At 69.2% G+C, this 17,571-nt stretch carries 12 protein-coding genes and 1 riboswitch; of the genes, 2 read left to right on the forward strand and 10 right to left on the reverse strand.

The features are described from left to right. Positions 1-18: 18 nt before the first annotated feature. The 4 genes from RAH39_RS08725 to RAH39_RS08740 all read right to left on the reverse strand — a co-directional run bounded on the left by RAH39_RS08725 (position 19) and on the right by RAH39_RS08740 (position 9,891). Positions 19-6,168: a DUF8740 domain-containing protein gene (locus tag RAH39_RS08725; RefSeq protein ID WP_306589707.1), complete on the reverse strand. Its 6,150-nt coding sequence runs from the start codon at positions 6,166-6,168 to the stop codon at positions 19-21. 49 nt (positions 6,169-6,217) lie between these two features. Continuing rightward, positions 6,218-6,772: a hypothetical protein gene (locus tag RAH39_RS08730; RefSeq protein WP_306589708.1), complete on the reverse strand. Its 555-nt coding sequence runs from the start codon at positions 6,770-6,772 to the stop codon at positions 6,218-6,220. Between the two features lie 7 nt (positions 6,773-6,779). After that, positions 6,780-7,277: a hypothetical protein gene (locus RAH39_RS08735; protein ID WP_306589709.1), complete on the reverse strand. Its 498-nt coding sequence runs from the start codon at positions 7,275-7,277 to the stop codon at positions 6,780-6,782. Between the two features lie 382 nt (positions 7,278-7,659). Continuing rightward, on the reverse strand, positions 7,660-9,891 hold the full coding sequence (locus RAH39_RS08740) for a nitric-oxide reductase large subunit (protein WP_306589710.1): 2,232 nt from the start codon (positions 9,889-9,891) through the stop codon (positions 7,660-7,662). A 209-nt stretch (positions 9,892-10,100) separates the two neighbouring features. Here RAH39_RS08740 and RAH39_RS08745 point away from each other — a divergent pair, with 209 nt between their 5' ends. Then, on the forward strand, positions 10,101-10,541 hold the full coding sequence (locus tag RAH39_RS08745) for an ATP-binding protein (RefSeq protein ID WP_306589711.1): 441 nt from the start codon (positions 10,101-10,103) through the stop codon (positions 10,539-10,541). Between the two features lie 19 nt (positions 10,542-10,560). On the opposite strand, the gene RAH39_RS08750 is transcribed toward RAH39_RS08745, so the two are convergent. The 6 genes from RAH39_RS08750 to RAH39_RS08775 form a co-directional block, all read right to left on the reverse strand. Then, on the reverse strand, positions 10,561-11,784 hold the full coding sequence (locus RAH39_RS08750) for a chloride channel protein (protein WP_306589712.1): 1,224 nt from the start codon (positions 11,782-11,784) through the stop codon (positions 10,561-10,563). A 17-nt stretch (positions 11,785-11,801) separates the two neighbouring features. Beyond that, positions 11,802-11,864: riboswitch (Fluoride riboswitch) on the reverse strand. Further along, positions 11,865-12,632, reverse strand: coding sequence for a penicillin-binding transpeptidase domain-containing protein (locus RAH39_RS08755; protein WP_306589713.1), 768 nt, complete (start codon positions 12,630-12,632; stop codon positions 11,865-11,867). It lies immediately after the preceding riboswitch. Beyond that, positions 12,629-13,546 (reverse strand): divergent polysaccharide deacetylase family protein, encoded by a 918-nt coding sequence (locus RAH39_RS08760; RefSeq protein ID WP_306589714.1) that lies wholly within the window; start codon positions 13,544-13,546, stop codon positions 12,629-12,631. The genes RAH39_RS08755 and RAH39_RS08760 overlap by 4 nt, the downstream gene beginning before the upstream one ends. Before the next feature lie 2 nt (positions 13,547-13,548). Further along, a complete protein-coding gene (locus RAH39_RS08765) occupies positions 13,549-14,676 on the reverse strand; it encodes a S41 family peptidase (RefSeq protein ID WP_306589715.1) in 1,128 nt (375 codons plus the stop codon). Positions 14,677-14,746: 70 nt separating this feature from the next. Beyond that, positions 14,747-15,064 (reverse strand): flagellar basal body rod C-terminal domain-containing protein, encoded by a 318-nt coding sequence (locus RAH39_RS08770; protein ID WP_306589716.1) that lies wholly within the window; start codon positions 15,062-15,064, stop codon positions 14,747-14,749. A 25-nt stretch (positions 15,065-15,089) separates the two neighbouring features. Further along, positions 15,090-16,196, reverse strand: a complete 1,107-nt coding sequence (locus tag RAH39_RS08775) for a D-alanine--D-alanine ligase family protein (RefSeq protein ID WP_306589717.1) — start codon at positions 16,194-16,196, stop codon at positions 15,090-15,092. Between the two features lie 125 nt (positions 16,197-16,321). Between RAH39_RS08775 and RAH39_RS08780 the strand changes: the two genes are divergently transcribed. Next, the gene (locus tag RAH39_RS08780; protein WP_306589718.1) at positions 16,322-17,569 is read left to right on the forward strand and encodes a DUF438 domain-containing protein; all 1,248 of its coding nucleotides are present in this window, start codon (positions 16,322-16,324) and stop codon (positions 17,567-17,569) included. The last annotated feature ends 2 nt before the right edge of the window (positions 17,570-17,571 follow it).

Here is a 17,571-nt window from a genome sequence, read left to right on the forward strand (position 1 = left end):
GGCGCCATGAACCGGAGCTCAGTTGACGTACCAGTCCGTCCCGTCGCAGACGAGTTCCATGGGAGCCAGGAAAACGCCCAGGATGTTGTAAAGGAGGCTGGACAGCAGGGTTCCAAGCCCCGTGCGCCCATCGCGGATGCTGCCCGACAGCGTGAAGGAGTAGGAAGTCGGGAGGAGGGTGATGATCCGATTGGCGCTGGTGGCCGGGTTGGGGAGGGTGATGGTGGCCCCGCTGTTTCGGAGGACGAGGTAGCGGTCCCCGGCCTGCACCGTGTAGTTGGCGGTGATCTTGATCACGGTGTTGGAGATGTTGCCCCCGAGCACAGCAGCCCACGTGCCGTCCGCCTTGAGGAATTTTCCGCCCGCCGCATCGCCGGAGGCCGGCGCCGGGGCGATGCCGGCGGTTCCGCCGGAGCCGCTGTCCCCCACCAGGACGGGCAGCCGTGCCACCCCCACGGTGCCGGTGGAGAGATTGGAGGCGCTGATTCCCGTCAGCGAGGCGCCGCTGCCGCTGAAGGCCGTGGCGGTGACGGTGCCCGCGGTGAAGTTGCCGGAGGCGTCCCGCGCCACGATGGCGTTGGCCGTGTTGGCGGACGTGGCCGTGGTCGCGCTGTTGGACACTTTGCCCGCCGTCGCGACGGTGGCGAGGTTGGTGTCCGCCAGGCTGCCGGTGACTTCCGAAGCCAGGTTCACCGAACTGCCGTTGGAGGCAGCGGTAACGCGCCCCTGGGCATCCACGGTGATGTTGGCCCGGGTGTAGGCATTCGGCGTCACCGCCGTATTGGCGAGGGCGATGGTGCCGCTGCTGGAGATCGTTCCCCCTGTGAGGCCCGTGCCCGCGGTGATCCCCGTGACGGTGCCGGCGTTGATCGTCGTCCCGTTGACCCGGAATCCGCCGCTGATGTTCACGTCCCCGGCCACGTCCAGGGCGTAGCCCGGCGTGGACGTACCCACGCCCACCCTGCCGGTGCTGAGGATCACCACCTTCGGGGTGCCCGCCGAATCCGGATCCCCCTGGGCGGCGTTCGACACATGGATGCCCAGGGCGCCGGAGCTCACTCGATCCGCCGTGATGCCCCAGTTGCGGGCCGTGCTGACGGCGCTTTCGCTGCCCAGCCGGAACTGCGGTCCCGCGGTGCCGTTGCCGGCGAGGCGGATGCCGTCCGAATTGCTGCTCACCACCACGTCGAGGGCTTTGGTGGGGGAAGTCGTGCCCAGGCCCACCTTCCCGGCCGTATAGACCACGTCGGACCCGTTCAGGGTCAGGGGACTGGCTCCCGTCGCGCCTGTGGCGCCAGTCGCACCCGTGGGACCCGTGGCGCCGGTGGCTCCCGTCGCTCCGGTCGCGCCCTGGGCACCCTGCGGCCCCTGGGGGCCGATCAGGGAAACGGGCACCGGCCACGCTCCGCCGGCCTTGGGGCCGTAGAACTGCGATGTGGCGGTGTTGAGGTAGAAGTCCCCGTTCGTTCCCAGCGAGACGGAAGGCGCGGTCGTCCCATTGAGAACCGTCTTCCCGTCCAGACCGACCGCACCAGCGGCGCCCGTCGCACCCGTGGCTCCCGTCGCGCCGGTGGCGCCCTGGGGTCCCTGGATGCCCTGGGCCCCCTGCGGCCCTACGAGAGAGATGCTGGACGGCCAGACGCCGCTCGATTTGGGGCCATAGATCTGGGAGGTGGCGATGTCGATGTAGAAGTCGCCGTTGATGCCGAGACCCGCCGAGGGAATGCCGGACCCGCTGAGCACGCTCCTTCCATCCGCGCCCGTGGCACCCGTGGCGCCCGTCGCACCGGTGGGCCCGGTCGGTCCAGCCCCGCCGGTCGCGCCGGTCGCGCCCGTCGAACCCGTGGCTCCCTGCGGCCCCTGGGGACCCACCAGGGAAACGCTGGTGGACCACACGCCCGCGGCCTTGGGCCCGTAGATCCGGGAAGCGGTGGTGTCGACGTAGAAATCGCCGTTCGTGCCCACCCCCACGGAGGGCGCGCCGCTCCCGTTCAGGATCGACCTCCCGTCGAGGCCGGCAGCTCCGGTGGCTCCTGTCGCGCCGGTGGCTCCCGTGGGCCCCGTGGCGCCGGTCGGCCCGGCGACGCCGGTGGCTCCGGTCGCACCCGTGGCGCCCTGCGGTCCCTGGGCACCGATCAGGGAGGTCCCGGCGAGCCACACGCCGCCCGCCTTGGGACCGTAGATCTCGTGCGCCGCGGTATCGATGTAGAAGTCGCCGTTGGAGCCCGTGCCCGCTCCGGGCACACCCGTGCCCGTGAGGACGCTCCGGCCGTCGGCGCCCGCGGGGCCCGCCGCGCCGGTGGCTCCCGTCGCGCCGGTGGCGCCTGTCGGTCCCGCAACGCCGGTCGCCCCGGTGGTGCCCTGGGGTCCCTGCGGCCCGACCAGCATGATCCCGATCGGCCAGATGCCGCCGGCCTTGGGCCCGTAGAGTTCGGGAATGGCCGTGTCGACGTAGAAATCGCCGTTGGCTCCGGTTCCCGCCGAGGGGGCACCGACGCCGCTCAGCAGCGTCCGTCCGTCGAGCCCTGCCGCACCCGTGGCCCCGGCCGCACCGGTAGCGCCCGTCGCGCCTGCGGGTCCGGTAGCGCCGGCAGCGCCCGTGGCCCCCGTCGCGCCCTGGGCGCCCTGCGGCCCCACGAGGGAGACGCCGGCGGGCCAGGCGCCCCCGGCCTTGGGTCCGTAGATCCGGGAGGCGGCCACATCGACGTAGAAGTCCCCATTGGCGCCCAGGCCGGCGCCCGGCGCTCCGGATCCGTTCAATACGCTCTTTCCGTCAGCCCCGGCAGCACCCGTGGCCCCCGTCGCTCCCACAGCGCCTGCCGGTCCCGCGGGACCAGCCACCCCTGCCACGCCCTGGGGACCCTGCGAGCCCACCATGGACAAACCCGTGGGCCAAAGGCCACCCGTCTTGGGCCCGTAGATCTCCGCCGTGACGGTGTCGATGTAGAAGTCGCCATTCACGCCCAGGCCCGCGGAAGGAACGCCCATCCCGCTCAAGAGGCTCCTTCCGTCCGTTCCAGCCGGACCGGCAGGGCCGGTGGCCCCCGCCGAACCCGGCGTCCCCGCCGCACCGGCCACCCCTTGGACGCCGACCATGGAGACGCCGGGAGTGGGCCAAGCCCCCCCGGACTTGGGCCCGTAAATGCGGAAGGTCAGGGTGTCGATGTAGAAGTCCCCCTCCCCTCCCACACCCGAACCGGGCGCTCCCGCGCCATTCAGGACCGCTTTCCCGTCCACTCCGCCTGACGGCCCCGTGAGCCCCTGAGGACCGGCGGGCCCCTGCGGCCCGACAAGGGAGATGCCCGGCAGCCACGCGCCGGCCGTCTTGGGGCCGTAGATCGTGGCCGTCAGCGTGTCGAGGTAGAAGTCCCCATCGGTGCCCACTCCCACGCCGGGGGGCACGAGACCGTTCAGGATCGTCTTGCCGTCGATTCCCCCCGAGGGGCCGGCAGGTCCCGCGGCGCCCGTCGCCCCCTGAGGGCCCGTGGGACCGATGAGGGAAACGCCCACGGGCCAGAGGCCGCCGGCCTTGGGGCCGTAGATCGCGGCCGTCAGCGTGTTGATGTAGAAGTCCCCGTCCGCGCCCAGACCCGCGCCCGGGGCCACAACACCGCTGAGGACGCTCCGTCCGTCCGCGCCCGCAGGACCCGCGGCTCCCGTCGCTCCGGTGACGCCCTGGAGTCCCTGGGGACCCACCATCGAGACGCCCACCGGCCAGATGCCCGCAGCCTTGGGCCCGTAGACCTTGGACGTGAGCACGTCGATGTAGAAGTCCCCATTCGAGCCCGCCCCGGAAGAAGGCACGCCCGCACCGCTCAGCAGGCTCCTTCCGTCCGCGCCCGCGGCCCCGGCCGCGCCGGTCGCACCCGCGACTCCCGTGGCGCCCGTCGCTCCCGCGATGCCCTGGGAGCCTTGAGGTCCCTGCGGCCCGACGAGCGAAAGACCCGCGGGCCAGACGCCCGCGGCCTTGGGCCCATGGATTTCAGCCGTGGCGAGGTTGATGTAGAAATCGCCATCGACGCCCGCGCCCGAGGACGGTGCTCCGGACCCGCTGAGAAGGGTCTTTCCGTCCACGCCAGCCGCCCCGGCGGCTCCCGTGGCGCCCGCCGCGCCCGTCGCGCCGGTCGCCCCCGTGGCGCCCGCGACCCCGGCAGGTCCCGCGGGGCCCTGCGCTCCGATGAGCGAGACGCCCGCGGGCCACACGCCGCCCGCCTTGGGTCCGTAGAAATGGGAGGTCGCGACGTCGAAATAGAAATCGCCATTGTTGCCGGCGCCGGACGAAGGCGCCCCCGATCCGCTCAGAACGCTCTTCCCGTCGACGCCTGCCGCGCCTGCCGCCCCCGTGGCGCCCGCGACTCCCGGGGCCCCGGCCGCACCGGTGGCGCCCGTAGCGCCCGTCGTGCCCTGCGGTCCCTGGGCCCCCACGATGGAGATCCCCACGGGCCAGATCCCGGCCGCCTTCGGTCCGTAGAGATGGGAGGTGGCGACATCGATGTAGAAATCACCGTCCGCTCCAGCGCCCGAAGAAGGCGAGCCCGACCCGCTAAGGAGCGTGCGGCCATCCACACCGGGCGTTCCCGCCGCCCCCGCCACGCCGGTGGCCCCCGTCGGACCGGTGGCGCCGGGAGCCCCCGCCGCACCCGTCGCCCCGGTGGCACCCGCCGCCCCCGCGGGTCCCTGCGGCCCCTGGGAGCCCATCAGCGATACCCCGGCGGGCCACACGCCACCCGCCTTGGGACCGTAGAGATGGGAAGCGACAACATCGACGTAGAAATCGCCGTTCGCCCCAGCTCCCGAAGAAGGCGCGCCGGATCCGCTGAGGAGCGTTCTGCCATCCACGCCCGCTATCCCCGTGGCCCCGGTGGCTCCTGGAGCCCCGGGACTGCCCGCGGGACCCGTCGCGCCGGCGGGGCCCGTGGCTCCGGCAGGACCCGCCACGCCCTGGGGGCCCTGGGCTCCCACGAGGGAGACGCTGATGCTCCAGACGCCTCCGAGCTTGGGCCCGTAGAGCCTGTCGCTCGCGGTGTCGAGGTAGAAATCGCCATCGGCGCCGAACTCAGAGGGAGGAGCGCCGGCCCCGCTCAGTACCGTCCGCCCATTGGCTCCGCCAGGGCCGGCCGGTCCTGTGGGCCCCACACCGGCAGGCCCGACGAGGGAAACGGGAGGAGGCCAGACGCCCCCGCCCTTGGGGCCGTAGAGCAGGGCCGTGGTGGTATCGATGTAGAAATCGCCGTTGATGCCCAGCCCCACGGGCGGCGCGCCCATTCCGCTCAGCATGCTCTTTCCCTCGGGCCCCGCGGGACCCATCGGGCCCGTGGGACCCGCCGATCCAGCCACGCCCGCGGGCCCCGCAGGTCCCACGGGGCCCTGGCTGCCCATCAGGGACACGCCGACCGTCCAAACGCCATTCGCTTTGGGGCCGTAGATCTGGGAGGTGACCGTGTCGATGTAGAAGTCCCCATTGGTGCCCAAAGACACCGAAGGGGCTCCGATTCCCGTCAGGATCCCTTTCCCGTTGGCCCCCGCGGGTCCCGCCGCCCCTGCGGGGCCTGCCGGACCGGCGGGACCCGCGGGCCCTTCAGGCCCGGCCGGACCCACGGGGCCGATGCTGCCGCTGATGCTGGCCGGGATCCACTGGGCGCCGTCGAAGGTCAGGATTTGGCCCGTCAGCGGAGTGTGGTTGGTGAAGTCGATGGGCACGCCCTGGATCCGGCTGACGGCCATCTCCCCTTGGGTGCCCGTCACGTCTCCGGCGAAGGGGCCGACCACTTCCCAGGCCGCGCGGGCCTGGAAGGAGGGCACCAGTTCCACGTCGGGGCTCAACTGCCAGCCGCCGACATTCACCCGCAGCTTGATGTTGGAGATGCTGAGCGCCGACGCGGGAATGGCCGGCATGCCGGAGGAGCCGAGAACCACGGAATAGAGCCCGTTTTCCAGCGTGAGGGTCTGGGGGCCCGAATTCCAGAGTTCGGTGCCGGAGGTGTCCCAGAGGGAGAACACGAAACTGCGGGGCCCGTTGATGGGAACGGAGGCTTCCAGCAATCGGCCCTGGTACGCCAGCAGCGGGAGCGGAGTCGGATCCGCCTGGGCCGTGGGGACTTTGGACTGTTGGGCCACGAGACAGATGGCGCTGAGGCTGAGGGCCGCGGGGAGGGAAATGCGTCGCATGAAGCCGCCTGAGAAGTGAAAGAAAGGAAAGAAGGCTTGAAGAAGCGAGCTAGGGCGTCGTCGGGGCGGTAAAGGTCGAAAAGCCGTGGCGGAGCCGGACCGTGCCCGTCGAGTCCTCCACGGTCATGGCCCGCAGGGGCTCGCCCACCACGACGGCGTTCCACAAAATGTCGCCCGGCGTGCCCTGTCCCACGCCGGAGGCCTGGACGATCTCCGGCGAAGAAGTCGCGGGCATCGGCAAGGCCATCACAGTGGCGCTGGCCAGGGCCGTGTACCGCACGTCGTCGTTCCACATGGCCACAATTCGGTACTGCCCGGGAGCGGCGGCCGCTGTGAACAATCCGTCCGCCGTGAAGGTGCCGCCGGTGGCGGGCACGACGGACCAGCGCGCCTGCTGGCCCCACGGGCCATACGCCCGGAATTGGACCGTCTGCCCGACCAGGACGTTGGCAAGGGCCGGCTCCACCTTGAACACCGCATTGGCCGTCCCCACCCGATCCCCGCGGTTGTGGTTCGAGCCGGTGCACGCCGCTGACGCCAATAGGGCGAGGGCCGCCAAGAAGCGCAGGGCGTGAAGCGAAAGGGCAAAGCGAGGAAGGCTCATAAAGATCCTAGAAATGCCAAAGAACGCCGAGGGAAGCGGCGTGGATGGAGTGGTTCTCGTAGCCGTAGCGGCTCGCGATCGTCCGCGCCTCCACCTCCCAGGCGCGGGAGAGGCGCCACGTGGCCACCAGGCCGAAACCGGGCCGCGTCCAATGGCTGGTGCCGCTCTGGGCGACGGTGCCCTCCGGCAGGTGCACGCGGTTGGTGCTGTCCACGCTCCAGCGGATCTCGTAGACTCCGACGCCGATCGCCAGGGGCCTCTGTCCGGGGAAGCGGAAAAGGTACTCGGCGCCCGCCGCCAGGCTGCTGACGCGGGTGCGCAGATCCTGCGAATAGCCGGGCAGGTCGGTGTGGTGGTCCGCCTTCTGGAAGAAGCTGGCGTCCAACCGCGGCCGCAGGAGATGCCTGCCCTGGGCTCCGAAGCTCCAGGTTCCATGGACGCCGACGGAAAGATGGGGGCCGGAACCGGTGGTGTTCCGGAGATCGCCGTTCTGGGGGAACAGCACCGCCCCTTGGACACCCCATGCCGGGGCAGCCATCCCGTCCTGGGCTCGGAGTCCTCCCCCCACGAGGAGGATTAGCGGCAGGATCCATCGGCTGCTCATCAAGGGCCTTTCTGCTTCCGAGGGCTCAAGTTGAAAAACGCTTCATATTTGTTTTCGGAAGTTTATTTGCCAATGGTAAATAAAAAACAAATTATTTTTTTATGCATTTTTTGCCCCTGAACACCTATGCCAATAAAAAGCATTTTTTTGTTCTATGAATGGAATCGATTAAAAATAGAAGACTAAAGTATCGCTAGGTAAAAAAACGCTAGTTGAGGCTCGTGAAATCGGAATACAAAAAGGACCTCCATGTCGGAGGTCCTTTTTGCGGGAAAGGGGCGCTTCAGTCTTCGGCCACGGCAAAAGCGGGGGCCGGAACCGGATCTTCCGCGAGGGGTTCGGAGGCTTCGGCGCTCCTCCATCCCCACGCGCCGATGACGGCCTTGAAGGTGAAGAGGATGACCGCCAGGGCGCCGAGCCCGAAGAGGATGTCGCCGGGCATGCGCATCCAGGTGAAGGCGCGCATGAGCGGGCTCTGCACCACGTCGGCGCTCCGGGCGTACCAGGTGCCGTGCTCGAGGCTCTGGGCGATCTGGTAGAACCCGCTGGGGACGAGCGAGCAGGCCAGCATCAGGATCAGCCCCAGGTTCAACCCCCAGAACCCGAACTTCAGCCACTTCTCGTCCCAGGCCTTGTCCGGCGTCATGCCGCGCAGCGCGAACAGCATGAGGGAAATCGCCAGGAAGCCGTAGACCCCGAACAGCGCGGCGTGGCTGTGGATGGGCGTGGTGTTGAGCCCCTGCCCAAAGTAGAGGACCGACGGCGGATTGATCAGCATCCCGAAGACGCCCGCGCCCAGCAGGTTCCAGAAGCAGACGGCGGCGAAATACTTGAACGGCCACTCGTAGCCGCTGCCGAGGGCGCGGCCGGCCTTGAGGCTCTGGGCGATCTCGAAGCCCACGATGGTGAGGGGCACGATCTCCAGGGCGCTGAACACGGAACCCAGCGCCGAGATGGAGGAGGGCGAGCCGGTGTAGTAGAGGTGGTGGAACGTGCCGATCACGCCGCTGCCGAGGAAGAGGCCCATGGAGAGGCTGACGGCGCGGAGCGCGGTGCCCTCGCGCAGCAGGCCCATGCGGGTGGACAGCAGCGCGATGGCCACGGTGGCGAAGACTTCGAAGAAACCCTCCACCCAGAGATGGACCACCCACCAGCGCCAGTACTCGGCGAGGGCGATGTGGGTCTCGCGGGTGTACATGAAGCCCGCGGAGTAGAACAGCGGAATGGCGATGGCGGACAGCACGAAGAGCTTGAGCAATCCCAGCCGGCCCCGCTCGCCGCGCAGGGCGGGCAGGAGCGCACGCAACACCAGCACCAGCCAGCCGATCATTCCCACGGTCAGCAGGATCTGCCAGAGGCGACCCAGTTCCACGTACTCGTAGCCCTGGTGGCCCAGCATGAAGGAGCCCGACAGCCTACCGAGGATCGCCTGGTGGGCGCCGGCCAGCGCGCCGACCACCACCACCACGAGCGCGGCGAGCAGCCCGGCCACGCCCAGCCACTGGCCCTTCGGCTCCTTGGCGCTGAGCTTCGGCCCCAGATAGAGCCCCGTGGCCAGCCAGCAGGTGGCGATCCAGAAGACCGCCAGCTGGAGATGCCAGGTGCGGGACGCGGCGTAGGGGAGGATGCGGGACAGGTCCACGCCGTAGAGGGCGTTGCCTTCCACCGCGTCATGGGCGGTCAGGACGCCCATCCCGATCTGCACCAGGAACAGGGCCATGGCCACACCGAAGTAGAGGGCGGACCAGCGCTGGCTGGGCGTGGCGGGAGCGGGCGGGATGGGCTGGGGATCGGGGAATTCCTCCGCCGGCTGGCTGGCGTGGTGCCAGATCATCAGGCCCACGCCCAGGATCAGGAGAATGATGGAGAGGATGCTCCAGAGGTGGCTGATGGGCGTGATGCTGTTGCCCACGAGCGATTCCTGGGGCCAGTTCTGGGTATAGCTGTGATCGGCGCCGGGCCTGCGGGCCGAGGCGGTCCAGGCCGTCCACAGCCAGAAGTCGGCCACGCGCTCGCCTTCCTCCATGACGGGAATCCAGCGGGCGGGAATCGCGGCGCTCTTGTCGCCCTCGACCGCGATCTTGGCCAGTTCGGCGCGGGTGCGGAGGTAAGCGGCGGCCTGCGCGCCCGACAAGGTCAGCGTGGCGCTCGATGAATCATACCTATTTATCTGAAATATGGACGCGGTTTGCGCCTTGGCGTCGGCGAGGGATCCCCCCGCGGCCTTCACGCCTTCGAGGGTGTGGGAAGCCCACTGGTGCAGCGCCTTCGCCGTCCAGTCCGGGGCGAGGTAGGCGCCGTGGCCCCAGATGGAGCCGATGTGCTGTCCGCCGTGGCCCAGGTAGCTCTTCTGGCCTTCCATGATCTGTCCGGGCCCCACCAGCACGGTGCCGTCCTCGGCCACCACCCGCTGAGGAATGGGCGGCGCGTTCTGGGCGATCTGCCGCCCCCCCAACCCCAGCACGCCGAAGCCCGCCAGGAGCACCAGCAATACCCCCCACCATCGACCTTTCATGGAAACCTCCTCACCACCGCATCGGGCGTCAGAGGAAGAGTGTTTCAGGATTTTCCATATTTAGGACACATTATTCTTAATTGTGATCTTCGGCACGCCCGCAGGGCTTCTTGCCTCTTCCTACCTGGCAAAAACTTCTGGCCGAAGGAGCGGGATTCCCATTACCTTGAGCACTGACCCCCCGATCTCTGAAAGGGTTTGTCCTTCCCATGGCCCATCCCGCCCTTCTGCCCGTCGTCCTCACCTGCAACACGGACCTTCGCTTCATCGACCTGATCCAGGTGGTGGGGGCGGAGTTCCTGAAGCACCTGAGCTTCAGCCAGGAGGACGGCGAGCGGCTGTGGCTCGCGATCCAGGAGGGCATCGCCAACGCCATGCGCCACGGCAATCACCTGGACCGGGAGAAGCCCGTCAAGGTGACGTTCACCCCCAAGACGGACCGCTTCGAGATCCGCATCGAGGATCGCGGAACCGGCGTGGACCTGGAGGCCCTGCCCGATCCCAACCTGCCGGAGAACCTCCTGAAGCCCGGCGGCCGGGGCGTGTTCTTCATGCGGCAGGTCATGGACGAGGTCCACATGGAGCGCCGCCCCGAGGGCTCCACCCTGGTGCTGGTGAAGGCCCGGAAGGTGCGGGAACCACACCACTGAAGGGATCGCCCGCCCCCTACTAGGGGCGCTTGGGCGTGTGAATCCGGTGGCCGCCGTAGATGCCGCGGTGGCCCACCAGGACGTAGGCGACGAAGCTGACCACGGCGATGGGGCCCACGAACGCCGAACCGAACAGCTCGATTCCCATCAGCGTGGACGCGATGGGCGTGTTGCTGGCCGCGGCGAAGACGCCGATGAAACCGACGGCTGCCAGGACGGGCACGGGGATGTGCAGGATCCCGGCGCAGGCCGCGCCCAGGAGCGCCCCCATCACGAAGAGCGGCGTCACCTCGCCCCCCTTGAAGCCAAAGCCGACCGTGACCGCCGTGAACACCAGCTTCACGAGGAAGGCCCAAGAGGGCACGGCGTGGGGGCTCGTGAAGACCTGGTCCAGCCAGGGAAGGCCCAGATTCAGGAACCCGTCCTGGGGAAAGATCACGGCGAGGAGGACCACGGCGAGTCCTCCCATAACGGGACGGGCCAGGGGGTGGAGCACGCGCCGGCTCCAGCGCCCCAGCCCGTGGGCCAGTTCCGAAAAACTGCCCGCCACGAGGGCGACCGGAATGGCGAAGAGGAGCATCCGGATTCCCAATCCCCAGGAGAAGACGGGGGCGGGAACGCTGAAGACCGCGTGATGGGCTCCCAGCCCCCGGCAGGTCCAGTCGGCGACGAAGCTCGCCGCGGTGCAGATGACGAGCCCCTCGTAGTGGAGCTTGCCGATGGCGACCGCCTCCAGTCCGAAGACGGTCCCCGCCACGGGCGTTCCGAACAGGGAACCGAAGCCCGCGGAGACCCCGGCCATGAGCAGCCGCCGCTGCCGGGAGCGGGTGAGTTTGAGGAAGCGCCAGGGCAACTTGCCCACGGACCGGGCCAGCGAAGCACCCATCTGGACGGCGGTGCCCTCCCGCCCCGCGGATCCTCCCCCGAGGTGGGTCAGCAGGGTTCCCAGGAGGACCAGGGGCGCCATCCGGCTCTGGACGCGGCCCCGGAATTCCAGGGCCTCGTCCAGGACCAGCGTGCCGCCGCCATCAGCTTCTCCCCCGTACCAGTGGTACAGCGCCGCGGAAACCAGCCCCAGGACCGGAAGCAGGAACAGAAGCCACGGATGCGCCATCCGAAGCCCGATCACCCGTTCCAGGGCCCAGAGGAAGCCCGCCGAGGCCGCCCCGGCCAAAAGGCCCACCACCGCTCCCAGGAGCGACTCTCGAACGGTGCGGGAAAGGGTGTCCGCGAATGCCTGCATGCCTACGCCTCCTTGAAGGGATCGTAGGCGTCATCAGCCGTTCCGGCGGTTATGGGGCGGACACCATCGCCGCCTCCAGCCTACCAGACGGCCCGCTCCAGCAGCACCCGCAAGCGGCGCTCCGCGTCGCTTCCCGACGCGCCCTTCCCCTTCAGCAGGACCGTCACCCAGGAGGCATGGCCCTCGCGGGTGATCTGCCCCACGAACCAGCCCAATCCCTCCCGCGCGGCGCCCGTCTTGCCCTCCAGGAGGCAGCCTCCCGCGGGAGCGCGGCGGGTGGCGGCGCGGACGGCCGCGAGGTGTTCGGCCTTCACCGGCAGCGGCTCCGTGAAGAAGCGGCGGATCCACCGGAGCTGCTGCTCCGCGGTGATCCGCATCCCGCCGGTGAGCCAGAACCCGTCGAGGGGCTCCAACATTCCCGTGGTGGGGGTCCCCGTCGCCGGATAGCCCAGCTTCCCCAGGCCCGCCGCCATCCGCGCGGGTCCGATGGCGCGGGCGGTCTGCCGGAAGTAGCTGATGCAGGATTCCCGGATGGCGCCCGCCAAATCGATCTCGCCGTGGGCGCTGTGGCATTCCCGGGGCTCGCAATGACGGCGATCCTTCCCCAACACCACGACGCCCGTGTCGAGGGCGACCAGGGCGTGGGGCAGTTTGAAGGTCGAGCACGGCAGAAAGGCGTCCTGCGCCGTCAAACGGTGAGTCCAGACCGCCGTCGCCCCGTCCCGTTCCACGAGGAGGACGTAATCGTAGGGCGCCAGGACCTCCGCGACGCGGGCATCCGTCCAGCCCTGGGCTCCCGCGCCAACGCAGAGGCAGGCGCAGAGACAGGCCAGGAGCGGCACCCTCACCGCGCCAGCTCCCCCGCCTTCACGAAGCGGACCTGGCCCTTCGTCCGGGCCACCAGCTTCTCCAGGGCCTCCACCGTCTCGGGATAGATGTGGCCGATGGCCAGCACCGATCCCTCCTTTTCCGCCAGCTTCACGGCCCGTTCCCACTGCTTCTCGATGGCCGGGAAAGCCTTGTCGTCGTCCAGGAACACCTTCCGCTGGACGGCGGGAATCCCCAGTTGCTCGGCCACGTCGAAGGCCACGCTGTCCTTCTCCGTCCGGCTGTCCACGAAGAACAGCTTTCGCGCCTTGATCTCCTGGAGCACCCACCCCATGCGCGCGCGGTCCGGCGTGATGCGGCTGCCCATGTGGTTGTTCACCCCCACGCGATGGGGGATGTCGTCGAGGGCGAGCCGGACGCGGCGGCGCACCTCGGTTTCGGAAAGGTTGAACAAGATGGCATTGGGACCAGGATCCCGGCCGGGACCCGGGTAGCCGATCGGCTCCATCGGCAGGTGCAGCATCACTTCCTTGCCGAGGCGATGGGCGATGTCGGCGCTCTCGCGGGTGTGCTCCTGATAGGGCAGGACCGCCACGCTGAAGGCCACCGGCAGGCTGCACAGCCGCGTCACCACTTCCGGCTGCATGTAGCCGAGGTCGTCGATCACCAGGCAGAAGCGGGGCAAGCTGGGTTCCGGCTCCGAAACGGCGGGTGCAGGGGGTTTCGCCGGGACTTCGGGCTTCTTGGGTTCGGGCCGGGCGTTCCGCCGGGGTTCGGGCTGATCCGCCTCTGGCTTCCGATGTTCCTGCCGCTCCCCGCCGCGGCGGCCGCAGCCCTGCTGGCCCAGCACGAGGCCCGCGCCGAGCCCCAACGCCAGCATCAGGACGGCCCAACCCACCAGGGCCAGGCTGGAGGTGCGCTTCCCCTTCGCCAAGGTCAGGAGGCTTTCGCGGGGGTCGCGGGAGGGGGAGTCTGGAGGGCGGCGAGCGCCTTGGCCAGCGGATCGTCCCCGTCAGCCAGGCGCAGTGCCTGATCGGGCGTCATTCCCTGGCGGTCCAGCTTCTCGCCGCCCGCGCCCAGCCAGCGGCGCGACACCAGTTCCACGGCACCGCCCTGCTTCAGGGGGAAGCGGCTGCGCTCCACGCCCAGGCCCGGCGTCTTCTCTCCCAGGACTTTGGCGCCGCCCTTCTTGAGGCAGGCGGTCAGCACTTCGGCGGGTCCCAGGGTGGAGCGCCCCACCAGGAGGGCGACATGAGCGAAGGGCGTTCCCCCCGCGGCCACGGGCACGACGCGATCGGCCTTTCCCGCTTCCTGCAGCGTTCCGAAGGGGCCTGGGACCCCCAGGAGTCCAGCCAGAGCCGCGGCTTCCTCCGGGGTGCCCTGAGCGCACTGGCGGAGGTCCAGGACCAGGGTGTGGGCGCGGTTGGCGGAAGCGAGCAGCTTGCCCACCTCCTCCGCCCGCCCGGAACCGAGATCCGGCAGGGTCACGAGGATGCCGTTGGCGCCCGTCTTGAGCGAGGCCGGGGCCTTGGGCAGAACATGGCGCTGGATGGTGGTCTTGGCCAGATCCCCGGCCGTGTTGTAGCGGTACAGGTCCAGGCTGGAACCCTCGGCCCCGCGGAGGCGCCGTTCCAGAGCCCACGCGCTGATCCGGCCCACGGAATCGCCGTCCATCTTGCGGATGACGTCGCCGGCCTGGATGCCGGCCTTGGCCGCCGGCCCGTCGGGCGTCACGGCGAGCACCGCGGCGTAGATGCCCCGCTTCATCACCACCATCCCCGCCTCGGCGGGACCGGGATCGGGCAGGCGGAGATCCTCCGCGGACAGGTAGGCGTTCAAGGGATGGGACCGCTCCAGCACCGCCTGGATACCCCCGGAGACGACCTTCTCCATGTCCGGCGGGTCCACGTAGTTCTGCTGGACCAGGCCCAGGACGTCCTGGATGTCCGACAGCCCGGCCAGGGGATCCTGGGGCGTGGACTTGGCCCCGGCCTTCGCGGGCTTGGGCTGCGAACCCTGTTGGAGCACCGGCAGCGTGAACGAGGTCACGAGCGGAAGGGACAACACCGAGAGCCAGGTACGCGCGTGCATAGGGACAGTGTCGACTATCGGCCGCCCGCTGTCAGCTGTCGGGTCAGGCTTTCAAGTCCAGGGTGGCCTGGGTCAGCTCGTCCTGGGACTGGAGGACCTTGAGATTCGCCTTGTACATCAGGTCGAACCCCATCCCCTGGACGGTCTCCGTCGCCAGGTCCACGTTCGAACCGCCGGGCACCGCCGGGGCGGCCGTGTCGGACAGGCTTTCCACCCGCACCCCACCACCGGGCTGCTCCGCGAGGTCGGCGCGCTTCGCCTTGAACCCCTCCGACAGCTGATTGACGACGTTGTTGGCCTGCACGGCGAGCCCCGCGCCCGCAGCGCGGAGTCCCGAAAGGGCAATGCCGAATCCGTCCATGGAGGCGATATCGGCAGGGCCGAATTCAGCCTTGAGCGTTCCCGCCCTTCCGGAACCAGTCGCTCCCCGACTGGAAGCCCTTCTGCTTGGCGGCCATCTGGGCATGCCGGGCGAGGGCCAGATCGATGAGCCGCGTGAGCAGCTCCCCGTAGGGCATCCCCCCGGCCGCCATCATCTTGGGATACATGGAGATGCTGGTGAACCCGGGGATGAAGTTCAGCTCGTTCAGGAACACGCGCCCCGTGAGCCGCTCCAGGAAGAAGTCCACCCGGGCCATGCCGTAGCCGTCGGACGCGGCGAAGGCCTCCGTGGCCAGCTTGCGCACGAGGTCGGCCAGTTCTCCCGGGATCTGGGCGGGGATCTCCGTCCGGCTCTTCCCCTGGATGTACTTGTCCTCGAAGGTGTAGAACTCGTCGGCCACGATCACTTCGCCGGGCTCGGAGACCAACGGCTCGTCCCCGCCGAGGACCGCCACTTCGATCTCCCGGACGTCGAGCCCCTGCTCGACCAGGACCCGCCGGTCGTAGGTGAAGGCGCGGTCGAGGGAGGCCGCCAGATCGTCCGCCCGCTTCACTTTCTCCACGCCGATGCTGCTGCCGAGGTTGGCGGGCTTCACGAACAGGGGCAGGCCCAGCTTCGCGCATTCCGCCAGGCAGCCGCCCCGGTCCCGCTTCCAGCGCTCCTCGGTCAGGCCCACGTAGGGCACCACGGGCAGGCCGGCGGATTCCCACAGGCGCTTGGTGATCCACTTGTCCATCCCCGCGGCCATCGCCAGCAGGCCGGCGCCCGTGTAGGGACGGTGGAGGAGTTCCAGATAACCCTGGATCTGGCCGTCCTCGCCCCCCGCGCCATGGAGGGCGTTGAAGAAGAGATCCGGCAACGGCGTAGCCTCCGCGCCCTTCTCCAGAGGCAGAAAGGGGTGGTCGCTGCGCTCCGGCAGCTCGCCCACCGCCAGCCGCGCGAAGGGATCGCCCGTCACGACCCACACCCCGTTGCGCGCGATGCCCATGGGCCGCACGATGAACCGCTCAGGATCCAGGTGCTCCGCGATGGCACGCGCCGTGACGATGGAGACTTCGTGCTCGGGCGATTCCCCGCCGAAGAGAAGGCCGACGCTCAGATGCTTGCTCATGGAATCACTCTAGCATCGGCGCCAGACGCGCTCCGGCGGGGTTCGGGGGCCCTCCCGGATGATGGCGGTCACATTTAGGAATAGTTGATTTTTTTAGTATGGTAATTTTCTTCCGGGAGGCTCCCATGAGCGAACTCATCAACAACCGCGAGCACCGGATCGCCACCCTCAAGCACGTCATCCTCCATCTCCACCGCGGGGAGGCCCCGGAGCAGGTGAAGGCGCAGCTCGCCCAGCTCATCGGCGAAGTGGACGCCAGCGAGATCGCCGCGATGGAGCAGGCGCTGATGGCCGAGGGCATGGCCGCGGAGGAGGTGAAGGCCATGTGCGACCTCCACGCGGAGGTGCTGCAGGACGCCGTGGCCCCGCCCCGGACCGAGTCCCTGCCCGCGGGCCATCCGGTGGACACCTTCCGGAAGGAGAACCGCGCCCTGGAAGCCGCCGTCGCCACAGCACGGGAGCGGGTGGGGACGCTGGAATCCGTGGAGGACCACGCCTATCCCGCGGCCCAGCGCCTCGACGTGCTGGAAGCGTTCAATGTCCTGATGGACGTGGACAAGCACTACCAGCGCAAGGAGAACCTGGTGTTTTCGATCCTGGAGCGCCACGGGACCACCGGCCCTTCCAAGGTGATGTGGGCCAAGGACGACGAGGTGCGCGAGCTACTGAAAAGCGCCATCCAGGTCCTGCGGGAGGAGCACCTCAGCGGGGCGGAGCTGAAGATTCTCGCCCCCACCGTCCTGAAGCCCGCCCTGGCCGCGGTGGAGTCCATGATCTACAAGGAGGAGAACATCCTGCTGCCCATGGCGCTGGGGATGTTCACGGAAGAGGAATGGGGCGAGATCTGGCGCGACAGCCCGCGCTACGGCTGGTGCCTGGTCGAGCCCGGCACAAGCTTCGCGCCGCCGGAAGCGCATCTTCCCGAAGCTCCCATCCAGCTGCCGACGGCGTCCGCCGTGGCCTTCCCCAGCGGATCCCTCACCTTCCAGCAGCTCGTGGGGATCTTCTCCAATCTGCCCGTGGACATCACCTTCGTGGACGCGGACGATCGCGTCGCCTTCTTCAGCGAAGGCCCGGACCGCGTGTTCGCCCGCAGCCGCACCATCCTGGGGCGCGAGGTCAAGCACTGCCATCCGCCCAAGAGCGTGGACGTGGTGGAGCGCATCCTGGGCGACTTCAAGTCGGGCCGGCAGAGCGTCGCCGAGTTCTGGATCCAACTCCAGGGGAAATTCGTCCACATCCGCTACTTCGCCGTCCGGGACGAGGCCGGCGCCTATCTCGGAACGCTGGAGGTGACGCAGGACCTCACGCGCCTCCGGGCGCTGGAGGGCGACCGCCGCCTGCTGGAATACGACGCTCCCGCGCAGGCCTGAGG

It is taken from the genome of Geothrix sp. 21YS21S-4, from assembly GCF_030845995.1.
Lineage (GTDB): Bacteria > Acidobacteriota > Holophagae > Holophagales > Holophagaceae > Geothrix.